Source organism: Burkholderia diffusa (genome assembly GCF_001718315.1).
Lineage (GTDB): Bacteria > Pseudomonadota > Gammaproteobacteria > Burkholderiales > Burkholderiaceae > Burkholderia > Burkholderia diffusa_B.
In genome coordinates this window covers 210,808-229,701 of sequence record NZ_CP013364.1, presented here as the reverse complement: position 1 = coordinate 229,701, position 18,894 = coordinate 210,808, and the positions used below count along the sequence as shown (strand labels likewise).

The 18,894-nt window shown below is 69.0% G+C and carries 16 protein-coding genes; 5 read left to right on the top strand and 11 right to left on the bottom strand.

What is annotated here, in order from left to right:
* Positions 1 to 1,101, bottom strand: coding sequence for an enolase C-terminal domain-like protein (locus WI26_RS27740; RefSeq protein ID WP_069227985.1), 1,101 nt, complete (start codon positions 1,099 to 1,101; stop codon positions 1 to 3).
* A gap of 160 nt (positions 1,102 to 1,261) precedes the next feature.
* On the opposite strand from WI26_RS27740, the gene WI26_RS27735 reads away from it, so the two are divergent.
* Entirely contained in the window at positions 1,262 to 3,088 is a 1,827-nt protein-coding gene (locus tag WI26_RS27735) for a thiamine pyrophosphate-requiring protein (protein ID WP_059540765.1), read from the top strand.
* A gap of 81 nt (positions 3,089 to 3,169) precedes the next feature.
* Here WI26_RS27735 and WI26_RS27730 read toward each other — a convergent pair whose 3' ends face one another.
* Complete coding sequence (locus WI26_RS27730; RefSeq protein WP_069228338.1) at positions 3,170 to 4,948, bottom strand: glycoside hydrolase family 15 protein; 1,779 nt, start codon at positions 4,946 to 4,948, stop codon at positions 3,170 to 3,172.
* Between the two features lie 5 nt (positions 4,949 to 4,953).
* Positions 4,954 to 5,937 (bottom strand): SDR family oxidoreductase, encoded by a 984-nt coding sequence (locus WI26_RS27725; RefSeq protein WP_069227984.1) that lies wholly within the window; start codon positions 5,935 to 5,937, stop codon positions 4,954 to 4,956.
* 290 nt (positions 5,938 to 6,227) lie between these two features.
* On the opposite strand from WI26_RS27725, the gene coxB reads away from it, so the two are divergent.
* From coxB to WI26_RS27705, 4 genes are read left to right on the top strand one after another with little or no spacing between them, the layout of a single operon-like run.
* Positions 6,228 to 7,256, top strand: coding sequence for a cytochrome c oxidase subunit II (gene coxB, locus WI26_RS27720; RefSeq protein WP_069227983.1), 1,029 nt, complete (start codon positions 6,228 to 6,230; stop codon positions 7,254 to 7,256).
* 13 nt (positions 7,257 to 7,269) lie between these two features.
* Positions 7,270 to 9,909 (top strand): cytochrome c oxidase subunit I, encoded by a 2,640-nt coding sequence (gene ctaD, locus WI26_RS27715; protein WP_069228337.1) that lies wholly within the window; start codon positions 7,270 to 7,272, stop codon positions 9,907 to 9,909.
* A complete protein-coding gene (locus WI26_RS27710; RefSeq protein ID WP_059540768.1) occupies positions 9,906 to 10,307 on the top strand; it encodes a hypothetical protein in 402 nt (133 codons plus the stop codon). Before ctaD ends, WI26_RS27710 begins: the two co-directional genes overlap by 4 nt.
* A complete protein-coding gene (locus tag WI26_RS27705; protein ID WP_069227982.1) occupies positions 10,298 to 11,923 on the top strand; it encodes a c-type cytochrome in 1,626 nt (541 codons plus the stop codon). Before WI26_RS27710 ends, WI26_RS27705 begins: the two co-directional genes overlap by 10 nt.
* A gap of 34 nt (positions 11,924 to 11,957) precedes the next feature.
* On the opposite strand, the gene WI26_RS27700 is transcribed toward WI26_RS27705, so the two are convergent.
* The 8 genes from WI26_RS27700 to WI26_RS27665 form a co-directional block, all read right to left on the bottom strand.
* Complete coding sequence (locus tag WI26_RS27700) at positions 11,958 to 12,356, bottom strand: RidA family protein (protein ID WP_059511590.1); 399 nt, start codon at positions 12,354 to 12,356, stop codon at positions 11,958 to 11,960.
* A 119-nt stretch (positions 12,357 to 12,475) separates the two neighbouring features.
* Positions 12,476 to 13,252, bottom strand: coding sequence for a benzoate diol dehydrogenase BenD (gene benD / locus WI26_RS27695; protein WP_059536856.1), 777 nt, complete (start codon positions 13,250 to 13,252; stop codon positions 12,476 to 12,478).
* Positions 13,249 to 14,271 carry a benzoate 1,2-dioxygenase electron transfer component BenC gene (gene benC / locus WI26_RS27690; RefSeq protein WP_069227981.1) on the bottom strand — a complete coding sequence of 341 codons (1,023 nt, stop codon included), beginning with the start codon at positions 14,269 to 14,271 and terminating at the stop codon, positions 13,249 to 13,251. Before benC ends, benD begins: the two co-directional genes overlap by 4 nt.
* Before the next feature lie 39 nt (positions 14,272 to 14,310).
* Positions 14,311 to 14,799 carry a benzoate 1,2-dioxygenase small subunit gene (benB, locus tag WI26_RS27685; RefSeq protein ID WP_069227980.1) on the bottom strand — a complete coding sequence of 163 codons (489 nt, stop codon included), beginning with the start codon at positions 14,797 to 14,799 and terminating at the stop codon, positions 14,311 to 14,313.
* Entirely contained in the window at positions 14,796 to 16,154 is a 1,359-nt protein-coding gene (locus WI26_RS27680) for a Rieske 2Fe-2S domain-containing protein (RefSeq protein WP_069227979.1), read from the bottom strand. The genes benB and WI26_RS27680 overlap by 4 nt, the downstream gene beginning before the upstream one ends.
* Positions 16,155 to 16,271: 117 nt before the next feature.
* Positions 16,272 to 17,207: a catechol 1,2-dioxygenase gene (gene catA, locus WI26_RS27675; RefSeq protein WP_069227978.1), complete on the bottom strand. Its 936-nt coding sequence runs from the start codon at positions 17,205 to 17,207 to the stop codon at positions 16,272 to 16,274.
* Between the two features lie 73 nt (positions 17,208 to 17,280).
* Positions 17,281 to 17,571, bottom strand: a complete 291-nt coding sequence (gene catC, locus WI26_RS27670) for a muconolactone Delta-isomerase (RefSeq protein ID WP_059505097.1) — start codon at positions 17,569 to 17,571, stop codon at positions 17,281 to 17,283.
* Positions 17,572 to 17,616: 45 nt separating this feature from the next.
* Positions 17,617 to 18,753: a muconate/chloromuconate family cycloisomerase gene (locus WI26_RS27665; RefSeq protein ID WP_069227977.1), complete on the bottom strand. Its 1,137-nt coding sequence runs from the start codon at positions 18,751 to 18,753 to the stop codon at positions 17,617 to 17,619.
* Between the last annotated feature and the right edge of the window lie 141 nt (positions 18,754 to 18,894).

Below are 18,894 nucleotides of genomic sequence, written 5' to 3'. Positions count from 1 at the left end.
TCAGATCGCGAATTCCTCGACGTCGGCCGCACGCAATTCGAGGCCAAGCCCGGGGCGCGCGGCGTCGATCTCCAGTGCGCCGTCGACGAGCGTCGGCGCACCGTCGAACATCATTCGCTCGATCCGTACGTGATCGTGAAACCATTCGACATGACGCATGCGCGGCGCGACGCAACCGACTTGGCGATGCAGCGCCGGCGCGCAATGCGCGGACAGGTCGACGTGATGCGCATCGGCCAGCGCGGCCGCTGCGAGAAAGCCGCTGACGCCGCCGCAGCGCGTCGCGTCCGCCTGCAGCACGTCGACCGCGCGGCCTTCGAGCAGGCGCCGGAAATCGTCGGGCGTATACGCGTATTCGCCGGCCGCGACATCGACCCGCGCACCAACGTGCTCGCGCACGAACCGCAGGCCGTCGACGTCGTCGCTGCTGACCGGCTCCTCGAACCAGCGGATCGCGCAATCGGCCACCGAGTCCGCGAATGCGAGCGCGGTGCGCGCCGCATACGCGCCGTTCGCATCGACGAACAGGTCGACGTCGGCGCCGAGCGCGTCGCGCGCGACCCGCACGCGCGACGGATCGCGGGCGTCCGGCGCACCGATCTTGATCTTGCACGCGCGGATGCGTTCACCGCGCCAGCCGTCGAGTTGCGCGGCGAGCGTCGCGTCGTCGTAGGTCGTGAAGCCGCCGCTGCCGTACACGGGCACGCACTCGCGCAGGCGGCCGAGCAGGATCGCGAGCGGTACGCCGGCGAGCTTCGCCTTCGCGTCCCACAGCGCGATGTCGAGCGCGGAGATCGCGGTTGCCGCGACACCGGCCCGTCCGACGTTGCGCACCGCGCGCCACAGCGCGTCGACGGCGGCCGGGATGTCGACGAGCGGCCGGTTTCGCAACACGCCGGCCAGCAGCGACATCGCGAGCGGCGCCGCGCTCGCGTCGGTGTACGTATAGCCGAGCCCCGTCACGGGCCCCGCGTCGATCTCGACGACGACGATCGTCGTCGCGTCCCATGTGTACGTGCCGTCGGCTTCGGGCCGGTCGGTCGGTATCCGGTACGCGCGGGCGCGCACGTCGTCGATCGTCGGTGCCGCGGAAAGTGCCATCGTCGTGCTCCGGATTGCCTGCTTTTTGCCTGCAACGCCTGCGTGCAACGCCCGTGCCCGATGCGGCGGCGCGGCACACGCCTTGCGCGACGCCCGGCAGCGCCGCGCAGGCCATCGCCCGCGCGGCTCATCGGCTCTTCCCGAAACAAGGAGAAACGGCATGGCGACAGTGGCGGATTTCATCGTCGAACGGCTGTACGACTGGGGCGTGCGGCGCGTGTACGGCTACCCGGGCGACGGCATCAACGGCTTCTTCGGCGCGCTCGGCCGGGCCGGGGGCAAGATCGAATTCATCCAGGCGCGCCACGAGGAGATGGCGGCCTTCATGGCGTCGGCGCATGCAAAATTTACAGGCGAGCTGGGCGTGTGCGTCGCGACCTCCGGCCCCGGCGCGGCGCATCTCGTGACCGGCCTGTACGACGCGCGGCTCGATCACATGCCGGTGCTCGCGATCGTCGGCCAGCAGGCGCGCGCGGCGCTCGGCGGCCACTATCAGCAGGAGGTCGATCTCCCGGCCCTTTACAAGGACGTTGCGGGCGCATTCGTCCAGCTTGCGGTCGTGCCGGGCCAGGTGCGCCACCTCGTCGATCGCGCGGTGCGCATCGCCGTCGGCGAGCGCACGGTCACCGCGCTGGTGCTGCCGAACGACCTGCAGGAACTCGACTACGCGCCGCCGAAGCGCGCGCACGGCACCGTGCACTCGGGCGTCGGCTATACGGCGCCGAAGGTCGTGCCGTACGCCGAGGACCTGCAGCGCGCGGCCGATGTGCTCAATGCCGGCAAGAAGGTCGCGATGCTGATCGGCGCGGGCGCACTGCGCGCGACCGACGAGGTGATCGCGGTGGCCGACCGGCTCGGCGCGGGCGCAGCGAAGGCGCTGCTCGGCAAGGCCGCGCTGCCCGACGACTTGCCGTGGGTGACCGGCTCGATCGGGCTCCTCGGCACCAAGCCGAGCTACGAACTGATGACCGGATGCGACACGCTGCTCGTCGTCGGTTCTGGCTTCCCGTATTCGGAATTCCTGCCGAAGGAAGGCCAGGCGCGCGGCGTGCAGATCGACCTGAAGGCCGACATGCTGAGCCTTCGTTATCCGATGGAGGTGAACCTCGTCGGCGACAGCGCCGAAACGCTGCGTGCGTTGCTGCCGCTGCTGAAGGAGCGGCACGACACGGGTTGGCGCGACCAGATCGCGAAATGGAACGCGGACTGGCACGAGACGCTGGCCGCGCGCGCGGCCGCGAAGGCGAGCCCCGGGCGCGGCGTGAATCCGCAGCGCGCGTTCACCGAGCTGTCGCCACGGTTGCCCGACGACGTGATCCTGACGAGCGATTCGGGATCCTGCGCAAACTGGTACGCGCGCGACCTGAAGATGCGGCGCGGGATGATGGGCTCGTTGTCGGGCGGGCTCGCGTCGATGGGCGCGGCGGTGCCGTATGCGATCGCCGCGAAGTTCGCGCATCCGGTGCGCCCGGTGATCGCGATGGTCGGCGACGGCGCGATGCAGATGAACAACATGGCCGAGCTGATCACCGTCGCGAAGTACTGGCGGCAATGGCCGGACCCGCGCTGGATCTGCATGGTGCTGAACAACGAGGATCTGAACCAGGTGACGTGGGAACAGCGCGTGATGGAAGGCGATCCGAAACTCGACGCGTCGCAGCAGATTCCGAACGTGCCGTACTACCGCTTCGCGACGCTGCTCGGGCTGAAGGGCATCTACGTCGACGATCCGGAACAGCTCGGTGCCGCATGGGACGAGGCACTCGCGTCCGACCGCCCGGTCGTGCTCGAGGTCAAGAGCGATCCGGAGGTGCCGCCGCTGCCGCCGCACGTGACGCTGCAGCAGGCGAAGCATTTCGCCGAATCGCTGATGAAGGGCGACCCGCGCGAAGCGAACGTGATCGTCGAGACCGCGCGACAGGTGCTGTCGGCCGTGCTGCCGGGCAACGGCGAGCACGGCGGCAAGGGAGGCAAGCACGAGTCGTAGCGCACGACGGCCGGCACGGCACGGCGCGGCGCCAGCGTGCATCGTGCCGTGCTGCCCCGGCGTGTTGTCCAGCGCGGCACGTCAGCCGATATCGACGTCGTCGCGCCCGTCGCCCTGCAGCGCGAGCGCCGCGTTGACCAGCCCGACCTGCGCGAGCGTGAACGGAAAATTCCCGCACATGCGCCGCGCCTTCACGTCGTACTCCTCGGACAGCAGCCCGACGTCGTTGCGCAGGCCGAGCAGCCGCTCGAACAACGCGTGGGCGTCGGCGTCGCGCCCCTGCATCCGGTACACCTGCGCGAGCCAGAAGCCGGCGGCGACGAACGCACCCTCGTTGCCTTCGCATCCATCCCTGAAACGCGGCGGCCGGTAACGGAACGGCAGGCCGTCCTCGAGCAGCTCGCGCTCGATCGCGGCCACCGTCGCCGCGACGCGCGGATCCGACGCATCGAGCATCCCGGTCAGCGGAATCAGCAGCAGGCTGACGTCGAGTCCGTCGCCGTCGTAGCGGTCGACGAATCGGCCCAGCTTCGGGTGATAACCGCGGGCGAGCACATCCGCGCGCACGGTGCCGGCCCAGCGCCGCCACTCGTCGAGCGGCGCGTGATGGCCGAACGCGCGCGCGGAGCGATACGCACTTTCGACGGCGGCCCACACCATCACCTTCGACGACGTGAACGGGTGCCGGCCGCTGCGCACCTCCCAGATACCTTCGTCCGGCTCGCGCCAGATCGTCGCGAGATGGTCGAGCAGCCGCCGCTCCAGCGTCCATGCATCGTCGTCCGGCGGCAACCCGTGCCGGCGCGCCTGGTACAGCGCGGCCAGCACCTCGCCGTATACGTCCAGCTGCAGCTGTTCGGCCGCCGCGTTGCCGAAGCGCACCGGCCGCGCGCCTTCGTAACCGGCCAGGTGCGCGGCCGTCCATTCGTCCGCGCGCCGGCCGCCGTCGGCCGCGTACAGCACCTGCAATTGCGCAGGATGATCCGCGATAGCGCGCACCAGCCAGTCCCGCCAGCGCGCAGCCTCCTCGCGGTAGCCGCAGCGCACCAGCGCGCGCAGCGTGAAGCTCGCGTCGCGCAGCCAGCAGAACCGGTAATCCCAGTTGCGCACGCCGCCGAAGCGTTCGGGCAGCGAGCTCGTCGGCGCCGCGACGATGCCGCCCGTGCGCACGCTCGACAGCAGCTTCACGGTGATCAGTGCGCGCTCGATCGCGTCGCGATACGGACCTTCCGCGGCATTGCACTTCGACCAGACGCGCCAGAACGCCTGCGTGTCGCGCAGCGACGCGTACGAGTCGGGCACCGACGGCGGCCGGTCGAACGAACGCGCATAGCTGATGCAGAAATCCGCACGGTCGCCCGCGTCGATCCGGTGCGTGCCGACGAGCCGGTCGTCGCGCACGTCGAGGTGCACGTCGGTATCGAGCCACATCGCGTCGCCGCCCGTCATCATCCGCCAGCGCCGGCCGAGGCGGCGGCACCACGGCAGCGCGTGGCCGTAGTCGAAGCGCACGCCGAGATCGACGTCGAACTCGACCGTGCCGCGCTCGCCGCGCACGCTGCGAATCAGGCACGGGTCGGGCGCGGCCCAGCTCATCCAGTCGATCACGACGGCGCAGCCCGACGCGGTCTCGAACGTCGTCTCGAGCACCGCGGTGCCGGGCAGGTAGCGGCGCGTCGCGCGAGCGTCCGGCTCGCGCGGCGCGATACGGAAACGGCCGTTGTCGGGCGTGCCGACGAGCGCGGCGAAGCATGGCGGCGAGTCGAAGTCCGGCCAGCACAGCCAGTCGATGCTGCCGTCGAGCGCGACGAGCGCGGCGCTGCGGCCGTCGCCGATCAGCGCGTAATCCTCGATCCGCATCGCGCTCACCGGTTCAGCTTGCGCGCGGCGACGAAACCGGCCGCGAGCACCGCGCAGATCGCGCCGAACGCCAGCGCGCGCGACGCGCCGAGGCCGGCCTCGGCGCCGCTGCGGCGCGCTTCCGAACTGAACGCGCCGCGCGTCGCATGATGGCCCGGCACGGTATGCCACAGGTTCGATTCGCGCGGGCCGGCGGGCTCCGCGCGTTGCTGGCCGCGCACCGCCGTGTGCGCGAGATAGCGGTCGAAGCAGCCGGGCGCGAGCCCGTTCGCGATGATCGCTGCGAGCGACGACCAGCCGACCCAGCGCTCGCGGCATGGATGGCGCGCCGCCTGCACGATCGCGTCAGCGGCCACTTCGGGCGCATAGACGGGTGCGACCGGACGCGGGGCGTGCGGCAACACGGATTCGGCCCAGTCGAACTGCGGCGTGTCGATCGCCGGCAGTTGCACCATCGTCACGCGTACGCGGCTGTGCGCATGCAGCAGCTCGCACCGCAGCGCGTCGGTGAAGCCGCGAATCGCATGTTTCGCACCGCAGTACGGCGCCTGCAGCGGAATCGACCGGTACGCGAGCGCGGAGCCCACCTGCACGATCGTGCCGCGATTGCGCGCGGCCATCCGCGCGAGCGCCGCCCGCGTGCCGTACACGCAGCCGAGATAAGTGACCTCGGTCACGCGCGCGTAGTCTTCCGGCGCGATCTCGTCGAACGGAGCGAACACCGTCACCATCGCATTGTTGACCCACACGTCGAGCGGGCCGAGCTCGCTCTCGATGCGCTCGGCGGCGGCGTCGAGCGCGGCGGCGTCACTGACGTCGACGGCGATCGGCAACGCCTCGACGCCATAAGCGCGCACTTCGCACGCGGTGTCGTGCAGCGCGCGCAGATCGCGCGCGAGCAGCGCGACGTTCGCGCCGCGCCGCGCAAACGCATGGGCTGTAGCGCGGCCGACGCCGGCGCTCGCACCCGTGATCGCGACGGTCTTCACGGTCGATTCCTCCGGTTTTTCTCGCGGTGGGCGGCACGCCCCCGGGGCATTCCCCGAACGGCGTGCCGGAACACGATTCGGCGTAGCAAGCGATGTGCCTCGCACCGTGGTCCGGGCGGGCCCTGAACGGTCGCCAAATTTACAAGCCGGCTGTAACGCGCAGCGCGCGGCATGGGCCACGCCCGGGCCGCGATGGCCGCGCCGTTCGCGCACGGAAATTGCTGCGCGGCGAACGGCTGTCGTCACGCCGCCGAATCCGGCAAGGAGCCGTGTTGCCCGTCCTGACGCTCATGAAAGCGCGCCGTATCGTTCACCTCGCCGCGATCGCGTGCGTCGCCGCCCCCGTGGCCGCGCGCGCGGCCAGCGAGCCCGACGCAACGGGCGGGTCGCTGCCGCTCGCTTACGTCGCGCATGCGGCGGGCCCGGCTGCGCGGCCGGTGTTCGTGCTCGGCTGGGCGCTGCTCGCGCTGTGCACGTTCGTGTGCATCGCGATCGCGGTGCTGCTGCTGATCGCGACGTTTCGCCGCCGCGCGCACGCGGGCGGCGGCCACGACAGCGGGCTGGCGATCGTGATGATCGGCTCCGCGATCTCGATCGTGCTGCTGTTCGGCGCACTCGTCTACATGCTGCGCGTGCTCGGCGCCGTGGCGTCGCCGCCGCGCCCGCCCGCGCTCACGATCGTCGTGATCGCGCACGACTGGTGGTGGGCCGTCCGCTATCCGGACGACGCGGGCGGCACCGCGTTCGTCACCGCGAACGAAATCCATATCCCGGTCGGCGAACCCGTCGCGGTCGAACTGAAAAGCGCGGACGTGATCCACGCGTTCTGGGTCCCGCAACTGGCCGGCAAGACGCAGACGATTCCCGGCCAGACGAATCATCAGTGGCTGCAGGCCGATCGGCCGGGCGTATACCGCGGTCAGTGCTCGCAGTACTGCGGCGCGCAGCACGCGCACATGGCGTTCGAGGTCGTGGCCGAGCCGCCCGACGCGTTTCGCGCGTGGCTCGCCGCGCAGCGGCAGCCGGCGCCCTCGCCCGCGGCCGGCGCCGAGCGGCGCGGCCGGCACGTGTTCGCGACGCGCTGCGCGGGTTGCCACGCGGTGCGCGGCACCGACGCGGCCGGCGACGCGGGGCCCGACCTGTCGCATCTCGGGACGCGCCGGCTGCTCGCGGCCGGCACGCTGGACAACACGCCCGACAACCTGCGGCGCTGGATCGCGCATGCGCAGCAGATCAAGCCGCAGACGCTGATGCCGTCGTTCGCGCTCGCGCCGCGCGACGCCGACGATCTCGCCGCCTATCTCGCAACGCTGCACTGAACGGAGGATGACGATGGCCGTTGCCCGCAACATGCCTGCTCCGCTCAGCCGCGTGCCCGACCTCGGTGAAGCACCGCCGGGCTCCGCGCACGAGCGCGAACTGGCCGCGCTGTGGGAATCGGAACCCGGATGGCGCGGCTGGCTCGGCACGGTCGACCACAAGCGAATCGGGCTGCGCTACATCGTCACCGCGTTCGCGTTCCTGCTGCTCGGCGGCGTCGAGGCGCTCGTGATGCGCATCCAGCTGGCGCGGCCGAATGCGACCGTGCTCACGCCCGCGCAGTACGACTCGCTGTTCACGATGCACGGCGTCACGATGATCTTCCTGTACGCGCTGCCCGTGCTGTCCGGCTTTGCGAACTACCTGTGGCCGCTGATGCTCGGCTCGCGCGACATGGCATTCCCGAGGCTGAACGCGTTTTCCTACTGGACGTTCCTGTTCGCCGGCCTGTTCCTGTATGCGAGCTTTCCGCTCGGCGCGGTGCCCGACGGCGGCTGGTTCAACTACGTGCCGCTCACGTCGCTCGACTACAGCGCCGGCGCGAACATCGACATCTACGCGCTCGGCATGATCCTGCTCGGCATCTCGACGACCGGCGGCGCCGCCAACTTCGTCGTCACGCTGCTGCGCATGCGCGCGCACGGGATGTCGATCGACCGCCTGCCGATCATCGTCTGGGGCACGCTCACCGCATCGGTCGCGAACCTCGTCGCGGTGCCGTCCGTGAGCCTCGCGTTCCTGCTGCTGTGGCTCGACCGCAATGCCGGCACGCACTTCTTCGACGTCGCGAACGGCGGGCGGCCGCTGTTGTGGCAGCACCTGTTCTGGATGTTCGCGCACCCGTGGGTCTACGTCGTCGTGCTGCCCGCGATGGGGATCGTGTCGGACGCGCTGCCGACCTTCTGCCGGCGGCCGCTCGTCGCATACGAAGCCGTCGCGGTATCGACGGTCGCGACGATGCTGATCGGCTTCGAGGTGTGGGTCCACCACATGTTCGCGACCGGCATCGCGCCGCTCGCGCTCGCGTTCTTCGGCGCGGCGAGCATGCTGATCTCGATCCCTAGCGCGGTCGCGGTGTTCGCGTGGCTCGCGACGATCTGGACAGGGCGCCCCGTGTTCCGCACGCCGTTCCTGTATTTCGCGGGCTTCGTGCTGATGTTCGTGATCGGCGGCGTATCGGGCGTGATGACGGCAGCGGTGCCGCTCGACTGGCAGCTGACCGACACGTATTTCGTCGTCGCGCACCTGCACTACGTGCTGCTCGGCATCAACGTGTTCCCGGTGCTCGGGGGTGTCACGTACTGGTTCCCGAAATTCACCGGGCGGATGATGAACGAGCGCTTCGGCCGGCTCACGTTCTGGGTCGTGCTGGTCGGCTTCAACCTCGGCTTCTTCCCGATGCACGTGTCCGGACTGCTCGGGATGCCGCGCCGCATCTACACCTATCCGTCCGGAATGGGCTGGGACACGTCGAACCTGCTGACGACGATCGGCTCGTTCGTGTTCGGCATCGGCATCGTGATGTTCGTCGTCAACGCGCTCGTCAGCGCGCGGCGCGGCGCCCGCGCCGGCGAGAATCCGTGGGGCGGCGCCGGGCTGGAATGGTCGGTCGCGTCGCCGACGCCCGTGTACAACTTCGCGGTGCTGCCGCTCGTCGCGTCGCGGCACCCGCTGTGGGAAACGCGCGACGATCCGATGCGCACCAGCATGCGCGTGGGCTACCGGCTCGCCGACGGGCGCGAGGCGCTCGCGGTCACGCCGCTCGCGGCGACGCCGAGCGCAATCCTGAAGATGCCCGAAGACAGCTGCGTGCCGTTCGTGCTCGCGCTGCTCGCGACCGCCGTGTTCGCTGCGATGCTGGCGCGCTCGCCGACGCTCGTGTGCGCGGCCGTCGCCGGCTGCGCGATCGGGACCGCCGTGTGGCTGTGGCCGCGTCGCACGCTCGGACAACGCGCACGCCTGCCGGCCCGCGACGCCACGCAGGCGCCGTCGGCAGCCGCCGGTCCGCATCCGGATGAACCGGGCTCGGCGAGCGCGCCGTCCGGCGCGCCGGTCGCGTGCATCGAACCGCTGCCGGTCGGCAGTTGCGGCGAACGCGCGAGCGGCTGGTGGGGCGTCATCACGCTGATCGTGACCGAGGCCGGGTTGTTCGGCTACCTGCTGTTCTGCTATTTCTACCTGCAGTCGCAAACGGCCGCGCGATGGCCGCCCGAAGGGATGCCCAAGATCGGGCTCGCGGCCGGCAACACGGTCGTGCTGCTGTCGAGCAGCGTGTTCGTATGGCTCGCGGAGCGCGCGGTAAAAGCCGGGCGGCGCCGGCGCGCGGTGGCCGCGCTCGCCGTCGCGCTGCTGCTCGGCGTCGCGTTCGCGCTCGTTCAACTGCACGAGTGGCATGACCATCCGTACGGACCGACAGCACACCTGTACGGCAGTCTGTACTTCACGATCACCGGCTTCCACCTCGCGCACGTGGTAGCCGGCCTGGTCATTCTCGCGTTGCTCGCCGGGTGGACCGCCGCCGGTTTCTTCGGCCGCGAACGGCGCGTCGCGCTGACGGTCGGCGGGCTCTACTGGCACTTCGTCGACATCGTGTGGCTGTTCATCTTCACGGCGCTATACGTATCGCCGTACTGGCTCAGGAGCGCGGGATGAACGGCGCGCGACGCTCATGGACGCCCCTGCTCGCAATCGCGGGCGGCCTGATCGGCGCGCCCGCACTGTGGTTCGCGCAGATGCTGGCATCCGAGACGCTCGCGTCGACCGCATGCTATCCGCTCGGCGTCGCGCAGGCCGTGCCGCGCTGGGCGCACGTAGGCGTGTGGCTCGCGCTGATCGCCGCGTGCGCGTTCGCGCTGGCGGCGGCATTCGCCGCCTGGCTCGTGCGCACGTGGCAGCGCAGGCACGACACGAACGTGCAGGCCGCGACGCGCGACGACAGCACGCGGTTCCTCGCGCGCTGCGGGATGCTCGCCGCGCTCGGGTTCGTGATCGGTCTCGTGTTTACCGGGATCGTCACCGCTTTCGTGGGGCCGTGCAGTCCATGGCGTTGATCTCGTTCGCTTCGTGTATTTCGTTCGCCGCGCGCGTCGCTCGCCGCCGCCGCGCGAGCGTCGCGCTCGCCGTATGCGCCGCGCTGTGCGCATGCGACTTGCGGCAAGACGACCACGCAGCGTCCGCCGGCAATGCGGCCGAAGCCGCGTCGGCGACCGAGGCGCCCGAGCCGGCGTCGGGCTGGCGTTTCGTGCGGATACGCGCGTCGGGAGCCGATGCCGGCGCGTCGATGTCGGCCCGCGTGAACCGCGATCCGCGGCTGGCACAGCGGCGTGACACGGCAGCCGCCCCGGCTTCGGCTACGTCGTCGGACGCCGAGCCTGCTTCATCGGCTGCGTCCCCGACATCTGCTTCATCCGCATCGGCGGCTTCCGCCGGCCGCCGCCCCGTGGTTGCCGCCGCGGCCGCGAGCGCCGATGCCGCGACAATCGCGCGCGGCCGCTACCTCGCGCTCGCCGGCGACTGCGCCGCCTGTCACGATGCAGCGGACCACACACCGTATGCCGGCGGCCAGCCGGTGAATTCGCCGTTCGGGCCAATCTATGCGCCGAACATCACGCCGGATCCCGTGCACGGAATCGGCAACGACACGCTGCGGCAGTTCGACGACGCGGTGCGGCGCGGAATCAGCGCCGACGGCAGCCGTCTGTATCCGGCGATGCCCTACCCGTCGTTCGCGCGCCTGTCCGACGACGACGTGCGCGCGCTCTATGCGTACTTCATGCGCGGCGTCGCCCCGTCCGCGAATGCGGCAAAGCTCACGCAGCTTCCGTTTCCGTTCAACCAGCGCTGGGCACTCGGACTATGGAGTCTCGCGTTCGGCAATCGCGAGCGCTTCGTGCCGCAACCGTCGCAATCGTCGGAATGGAATCGCGGTGCGTATCTCGTCCAGGGGCTCGGCCATTGCGGTGCGTGCCACACGCCGCGCGGGCCGGCTTACAACGAGCGCGGCTACGACGAGCGCAGCCCGGCGTTCCTGACCGGCGGCATCAACGATCACTGGTTCGCGCCAAACCTCACCGGCGCCGACGCCGACGGCCTCGGCCGCTGGTCCACCGACGACCTCGTCGCGTTCCTGCGCAATGGCCACGCGGTGCGCGGCGCGGTGTTCGGCGCGATGGCGCCGGTCGTCGGCGAAAGCACCGCGCTGCTGACGGATGCGGACCGCCATGCGATCGCCGTGTACCTGAAATCGTTGCCCGCGCAACCGACTGCCGCGACGAATCCGCTCGGCATCGGCGTGCCGCGGCTGACAGCGGCGGGACCGCGTCCCGAGGGTGGCCAGCAACCGCCGGGGGCCGGCGTATATGCGGGATTCTGTGCGCGCTGCCACGGCGCCGAAGGCGCCGGGGTGCCCGATCGCGGGCCGCCGCTCGCGGGCAATTCGGCCGTGCTCGCGGCCGATCCGACCAGCGCGATCCGGATCGTCGTCGAAGGCGCGCGGCCAGCGCCCGGCACGCACGGGCCCGTGCGGCGAATGCCGGCGATGCGCGGCGCACTGACGAGCAGCGAGATCGCCGCGGTGGTCAGCTATGTGCGCGCCGCGTGGGGAAATCGCGCCGCGCCGGTGTCGGAGCAGGACGTGAGGCGGCTGCGGGCGGCGATCCATCGGTGAACCGCCAGCCGTCGCCGCATGCAGGCGTCGCGTATCAGCCCGCGAGAACCGCGACCGCCTTGATTTCGACGATGTAACCTGGCGCGCCGCCGAGCATGTGCGCGCCGACCGCCGTCCACGCAGGCCGCGGATGCGCATGGAAATAGCGGTCGCGCACCTGCATGAACAACGGCAGGTCGCGCATGTCGGTATGAAAGCTCATCAGATCGACGACGTCGTCGAGCGATGCGCCGGCCGCCTCGAGCACGCGCTTGAGGTTGTCGAACGCCTGCACGATCTGCGACTCGCGGTCTTCCACCAGTTGCATCGCCGCGTCGCGGCCGATCTGGCCGGACACGTACACGGTGTCGCCCACCCTGATCGCCGGCGCATAGCCGATTTTTTCGTACACGGCTTCCATTCCAGAGGGGATGATCGCTTCGCGATTGCGCATGAGTGTCTCCGAAGCGGCGCTTTGCGCGCCGGCCAGTTGTTCGATGGTCATCGCGCGCACGTTATCCGACCGGCGTGTGCGCACGTCTGAAACAGCAAGCGAATCGGCGGACGTGCCGCTCAGCCCGTATCGCCGCCCGCGACCGGCAGCACCGTGCCGGTGATGTAGCTCGCCTCGTCCGACGCGAGGAACAGGATCGGCGCGATCTGTTCGTCGAGCGTGCCGTAACGCTTGAAGAACGTCGAATCGGTCACCTGCCGCACCGCTTCGGCCATCCATGCCTGTTCCTGCGCGTTGTCGCCGGCCGCATTGCGCGGCACGCGGCGCGGCGGCGCCGTGGTGCCGCCCGGCGCGGTCGCGACCACGCGGATGCCGTGCTCCGCGTATTCCATCGCGAGCGCCGCCGTCAGCGCATTGACGCCGCCCTTTGCGGCCGAATACGGCACGCGGCGAATGCCGCGCGTCGCGTTCGACGACACGTTGACGATCGTGCCGCCGCCGCCCGCCAGCAAATGCGGCAGCACTGCGTGGCAGCTGTAGAGCGTCGGCATCAGCGAGCGGCGGATTTCCGCGTCGATCTGCTCGGGCTCGAACTCGGCAAACGGCCGCATCCGGATCGCGCCGCCAACGCCGTTGATCAGCACGTCGATCCGGCCGAACGTCGCGACCGCGCACGCCATTGCCGCGCGTGCGCCGTCGTAGGTTTCGAGATCCGCGACGAATCCGGCCGTGTTGCCACCCGGCGCCTCGGCTGCCACCTCGGCGACGAAGTCCGCGCGATCGACGAACAGCACACGGCCACCCTCGGCCGCCGCGCGCAATGCGACGCCGCGGCCGATGCCCTGCGCCGCGCCGGTGACGACGACGACCTTTCCGGAGAATCGTTGCATGATCATGCCGCCTTTGCCGTGACGTTCGGGGTGAACTTCTCGTAGTGGAAGCTCTTGGGCTTCACGCCTGCGTCGTCGAAGTACTGGCGCACCGCGTCGACCATCGGCGGCGGCCCGCACAGGTAGACGTCCACGTCGCCGTCGTTGAGCGCATCGGCAGGAATATGCTGCGTGACCCAGCCCTTGCGCGGATGGCTCGACGCCGCATCGGCGACGACCGTCGCAAAGCTGAAGTTCGGCAGCTTTGCCGCATACGCTTCGATCGCGTCGACCAGCACCAGGTCGAGATCGCGCGTCACGCCGTAGATCAGGTGCACCTTCTGCTGCGAGCCGCTGCGCGCGAGCACTTCAAGCATCGACAGGAACGGCGCAAGGCCCGTGCCGCCCGCGAGGAACAGCAGCGGCCGTGCGACGTCACGCAGGTAGAAGCTGCCGAGCGGCCCGTTCAGTTCGAGCGTGTCGCCAGGCTTCGCGGATTCGAGCCACGTACTCATCACGCCGCCAGGAATCTTCTTGATCAGGAACCCGACCTTCGTGTCGCCCGGCGCGGACGAGAACGAATACGACCGGTGCTGGCCGCTGCCCGGCACGCCGATGTTCACGTACTGGCCGGGCAGGAATGCCGGCGCGGCCGCATCGACGTCCAGTTCGAGCACGATCGCCGCATCGTTGTGCGGCTCGACCTTCGTCACGGTCGCGGCGAACGCGCTGTGGCCCGTCTTGCATGCGACGGAAGACGTCGGCACCGCGATCACGCAATCGCTTTGCGGCACCATCTGGCACGTCAGCACGAGGCCGCCGTCCTTCTCGTCCTCGGTGAGCGCATCGTCGATGTAATCGTCGCCGAGGTCGTAGCTGCCGCTTTCCGCGCGGCACTTGCAGGTGCCGCACACGCCGTCGGAACAGTCCATCGGCAGGTTGATCTTCGCGCGGAACGCGGCGTCGAGCACCTTCTCGCCGGCCTTGCAGTCGATGAAGCGGGTGACCCCGTCCTCGAAGTTCAGTGCAATCTTGTAGGTGGACATGACATCGTCTCCCTGTGTTACGTATCGAATCGATCGGCGTCAGACGTGGCACACGTCGAGCACCTGCCGGATGTAGTCGTTCTTCAGCACGATCTTCTTGTTCGAGATCAGCAGCGCGTCGCCCACCTGGCGCAGCGTGACGAACATCGTGCCGAAGAAGTGATCGGTCACGCGGTAGCGGTGGTTCAGCGTGTGGAAGTTGTAGCGCACGTCCACCTCGCCGTCGCGCTCGGCCAGCACCTCGACGTTCGTCACGTTGTGGCTGGTGCGCGGCTCGGGCGTCGACGCGCCGCTGCGCTCGGTCTTGATCCGGAACACGCGATCCTCGAGGCCGCCGCGATCCGCGTAGTACATCAGCGAGATCTGGCTATGCGGATCGTCGGTCGGCCGGTCGTCGTCGTCCCACGCGGGCATCCAGTACGTGACGTCTTCCGTGTAGCAGGTCAGCCACGCGTCCCACTCGCGGTCGTCGAGCAGGCGTGCTTCGCGATACAGCGCCGCACAGATGGTCCGGTAATCGATGTTCATGCCTGCACCTCCCCGCGTTCCTTCTTCAGTGCATCGCGCATCACGTGCACCCAGTATTCGTGCTGACACACGAACAGCCCTTCGTCCTCGCTGCGCTCGCCCGACATGCGCGGGTTCAGCCCCATTTTCTTCGCGTTCTCGTCCGGCCCGTCGATCCACAACGGCGCGCCGCGCGACAGGTCGTTCCACATCGCCGTGATGCCCGCATAGCCGGCCTGGCACGCGCGGAACTCCTCGAGGTCGTCGGCCGTGCCCATGCCGGTCACGTTGAAGAAATCCTCGTACTGGCGAATGCGCGTCGCGCGGTCGGCTGCGCTCTCGCCCTTCGGCGCGAAACAGAAGATGCTGACTTCGGTCTTGTCGACGCCAAGCGGACGCACGACACGGATCTGCGTGCTGAACTGGTCCATCAGGAACACGTTCGGATACACGCAGAGATTGCGCGTCTGGTTCACGATGAAGTCGGCCTGCACGTCGCCGACGCGCGCCTTGATCTCGTCGCGGTGCTGGTACACGGGCCGCACCTCGGGGTTCATCGTCTTGGTCCACAGCAGGATGTGGCCGTTGTCGAAGCCGTACACGCCGGCGACCGACTTGCTCCAGCTGTTCGCGTCGACGGCCTTGGTGCCGTCTTCCTTGCGGCGGCCCATCGTCGCCGCGTAGTTCCAGTGCACGGTGCTCACGTGATAGCCGTCGCAGCCGTTCTCCATCTGCATCTTCCAGTTGCCTTCGTAGATGTACGAGGAGTTGCCGCGCAGCACTTCGAGCCCGTTCGGCGCCTGGTCGACGATCTGGTCGATGATCACGCGCGCCTCGCCGAGATACTCCTCGAGCGGCAGCACGTCGTCGCTGAGGCTGCCGAACAGGAAGCCGCGATAGTTCTGGAAGCGCGCGACCTTCTTCAGGTCGTGCGAGCCGTGCGTGTTGAACTGCACCGGATACTCGGTCGTCTTCTCGTCCTTCACCTTCAGCAGCTTGCCGGTGTTCGAGAAGGTCCAGCCGTGGAACGGGCACGTGAAGCTGCCCTTGTTGCCGTGCTTGCGGCGGCACAGCATCGCGCCCTTGTGCGCGCACGCATTGATTACCGCGTGCAGCTCGCCGGTCTTGTCGCGCGTGATCACGATCGGCTGGCGGCCGATCCACGTCGTGTAGTAATCGTTGTTGTTCGGGATCTGGCTTTCGTGCGCGAGGTACACCCAGTTGCGCTCGAAGATGTGCTTCATCTCGAGCTCGAAGAGCGCCTCGTTCGTGAAGATGTCGCGGCGGCAGCGGAAGACGCCGGCCTCCTTGTCGTCCTGCACGGCGGTGGCGAGCAGGTGGTCCAGTTCGGTGGTGTGGTCGATCGTGGCGGACATGTTGGTTCCTCCAGTGCGCGTGCCGGCTCCTGCAAGCACGCTCGCATCGGTATCGATTGAATCTCGCGGGAAGCCGGCCGGCGGCGGCGCTGACCGCGCCGCCGTGCCGTCGGGCGGTTATGCCGTGGCGGAAGCGCGCAGGCGTTCGACGATCTGGTTGTCCTTGCCCTCGACGCGCGGCGTCAGGACGAAGTTGAACTCGATGTCCTGGTATGCGTCGGCCTTCAGCCCGAGCGCGGCGCCGCCGGACTTGCTGGTGACGGGCGGAATCAGCTCCTCGCGCGTCGCATACGCGAAGTCGTCCCAGATCAGCGGGTCGCCGTCGATGTTGAACTGCGTCGTGAGCTTGCGGTGGCCGTCGCTGGTCACGAAGAAGTGCACGTGCGCGGGGCGGTTGCCGTGACGGCCGAGGCGGTCGAGCAGTTGCTGCGTCGCGCCCTGCGGCGGGCAGCCGTAGCCGACCGGCATCAGCGTGCGGAATTCGTACTTGCCGTCCGCGCCCGTCCTCACCGCGCCGCGCAGGTTGAAGTCACTCTGCGCGCCGGTCGGGTCGAAGTGCGAGTAGAAGCCGTGCGAGTTCGCGTGCCAGCATTCGACCAGCGCGCCGGCCACCGGCTTGCCGTCGACGCCGGTGACCGTGCCGTGGATCACGAGCGGGCCCGCGCCTTCGTCCGCATCGACGTCGATCTTCGCGACGCCGTCGCGCACCGGCGCACCGCCGACGTACAGCGGGCCTTCGATCGTGCGCGGCGTGCCGCCGTCGAGGCCGAGCGCCTCGTCCTCGGCGTCCATCCGGATGTCGAGATACTTCTCGAGGCCGAGGCCGGCCGCGAGCAGCGCCGCCTCGCCGTCCTGGCCGAGCTTGTTCAGGTAGTTCACGCCGGCCCACACCTCGTCGGGTGTGATGTCGAGGTCGTCGATCGCCTTGAACAGGTCGCCGAGCAGCCGCAGCACGACCTGCTGCGTGCGCGCGTTGCCGCCATTGCCGCCCGCGTTCGACGCGGCCTTCAGCAGATCCTGCACTTCCTTGGTTTCGAATACTTTGACGCTCATGATGGTGTCTCCACGTGTATTTTGGGGAAAGGTGACCCGGTGCCCGCCGTTGCAGCAGCGGCGGCTCCGTGGCTCAAACGTCGCCGTCGTGTATCGACGACGGGTGGCGACACAACGGCGTCACCGAAATCTTCATGTACGGGAACAGCGGCAGGCCAGTCAGGATCTCATGCAGCTCGGCGTTGCCGGACACGTCGAACACGCTGTAGTTCGCGTATTCGCCGGCGATGCGCCAGATGTGGCGCCACTTGCCGCTGTGCTGCAGCGCCTGCGAATACGCCTTCTCGCGGGTCTTGATCTCGTCGGCCACGCCTGCCGGCATGTCGGCCGGCAGGTTGACGTCCATACGTACGTGGAAAAGCATCGTGATGTCCTGGTGCGTGATCGTGTTATCGCGTGTTGTCGCGGGTCAGCGGGAGACTTTCGTCAGCCCGTCTCGGGTGAAGCGCGCGACCCTCGCTTCGTCGAGCTCGATGCCGAGGCCCGGGCCGCTCGGCACGGTCAGTTCGAAATCGCTGTAGTCGAGCGGGGTCGTGAGAATCTCTTCGGTAATCAGTAGCGGTCCGAACAGTTCGGTGCCCCACTGCAGGTTCGCGAAGCTCGCGAACAGATGCGCGGACGCAATCGTGCTGAACGCGCCTTCGAGCATCGTGCCGCCGTACAGCTCGATGCCTGCCGCATCCGCGATCGCCGCGACGCGCTGCGCGGCGAAGAGGCCGCCGCTCTGCTCGATCTTGATCGCGAACACGTCCGCGCCGTGATGCTTCGCGATCTCGAACGCGCTGTCCGGGCCTTGCAGGATTTCGTCGGCCATCAAAGCGACCGGGAAGCGGCGCATCAGGCGCGCGAGCGCCGCCGCCGATGCGACCGGCTGCTCGACCAGTTCGCAGCCTGCATCGGCGAGCGCCGGAATCGCGCGCGCGGCCTGCGTTTCGCTCCACGCCATGTTCACGTCGACGCGCACCGATGCGCGCTCGCCGACTGCCCGCTTGATCTCGGCCACGTGCCGGATGTCCGCGTCGAGCGCCTTCGCACCGATCTTCAGCTTGAACACGTTGTGGCGGCGCAGCTCGAGCATGCGCTCGGCTTCGGCGATATCGGTCGCGGTGTTGCCCGATGCGAGCGTCCACGCGACCGGCAGGCGATCGCGCCGCCGGCCGCCGAGCAGTTCGCTGACCGGCACGCCGATGCGCTTGCCGTGCGCGTCGAGCAGCGCGGTTTCGAGCGCGCTCTTCGCGAAGTGATTGACCTTCGCGAGCTTGCCGAGGAACGCCATCACCGCCTGGATGCGCGTCGCATCCTTGCCGATGATGGCCGGCGCGAGATATGCGTCGATCGCGAGCTTCATCGCTTCCGGGCTTTCCGGGCCATAGGCCATCCCGGCGATCGTCGTGCCTTCGCCCGTGCCCGTCACGCCATCGCTGCAGGTCACCTTCACCAGCATCAGCGTCTGGCCGTGCATCGTGGCGACCGACAGCTTGTGCGGACGGATCGTCGGCAGGTCGACGAGGCGGGTTTCAATGCGTTCGATGGTAACGGGAGGCATGGGGCACGCTGCGTGTGGGGAGTTCATGGAACGGATTTATACGCGGCGGGGAAATGGACCGTCCAATACTTTTGGTCTCGCTTTTTCATACCTAACAGGTATAGAAATTGGCTGAAGATAGCGAAATATTGCACCGACTTA

Excerpts from the sequence above, each read along its gene's own strand:
- benD (WP_059536856.1), bottom strand. The coding sequence starts at position 13,252 with ATGATCATGCAACGATTCTCCGGAAAGGTCGTCGTCGTCACCGGCGCG.
- WI26_RS27700 (WP_059511590.1), bottom strand. The coding sequence starts at position 12,356 with ATGCGCAATCGCGAAGCGATCATCCCCTCTGGAATGGAAGCCGTGTAC.
- WI26_RS27735 (WP_059540765.1), top strand. The coding sequence starts at position 1,262 with ATGGCGACAGTGGCGGATTTCATCGTCGAACGGCTGTACGACTGGGGC.
- catC (WP_059505097.1), bottom strand. The coding sequence starts at position 17,571 with ATGCTTTTCCACGTACGTATGGACGTCAACCTGCCGGCCGACATGCCG.
- benC (WP_069227981.1), bottom strand. The coding sequence starts at position 14,271 with ATGTCCACCTACAAGATTGCACTGAACTTCGAGGACGGGGTCACCCGC.
- catA (WP_069227978.1), bottom strand. The coding sequence starts at position 17,207 with ATGAGCGTCAAAGTATTCGAAACCAAGGAAGTGCAGGATCTGCTGAAG.
- WI26_RS27740 (WP_069227985.1), bottom strand. The coding sequence starts at position 1,101 with ATGGCACTTTCCGCGGCACCGACGATCGACGACGTGCGCGCCCGCGCG.
- WI26_RS27710 (WP_059540768.1), top strand. The coding sequence starts at position 9,906 with ATGAACGGCGCGCGACGCTCATGGACGCCCCTGCTCGCAATCGCGGGC.
- WI26_RS27680 (WP_069227979.1), bottom strand. The coding sequence starts at position 16,154 with ATGTCCGCCACGATCGACCACACCACCGAACTGGACCACCTGCTCGCC.
- WI26_RS27665 (WP_069227977.1), bottom strand. The coding sequence starts at position 18,753 with ATGCCTCCCGTTACCATCGAACGCATTGAAACCCGCCTCGTCGACCTG.
- benB (WP_069227980.1), bottom strand. The coding sequence starts at position 14,799 with ATGAACATCGATTACCGGACCATCTGTGCGGCGCTGTATCGCGAAGCA.
- WI26_RS27705 (WP_069227982.1), top strand. The coding sequence starts at position 10,298 with ATGGCGTTGATCTCGTTCGCTTCGTGTATTTCGTTCGCCGCGCGCGTC.
- ctaD (WP_069228337.1), top strand. The coding sequence starts at position 7,270 with ATGGCCGTTGCCCGCAACATGCCTGCTCCGCTCAGCCGCGTGCCCGAC.
- coxB (WP_069227983.1), top strand. The coding sequence starts at position 6,228 with ATGAAAGCGCGCCGTATCGTTCACCTCGCCGCGATCGCGTGCGTCGCC.
- WI26_RS27730 (WP_069228338.1), bottom strand. The coding sequence starts at position 4,948 with ATGCGGATCGAGGATTACGCGCTGATCGGCGACGGCCGCAGCGCCGCG.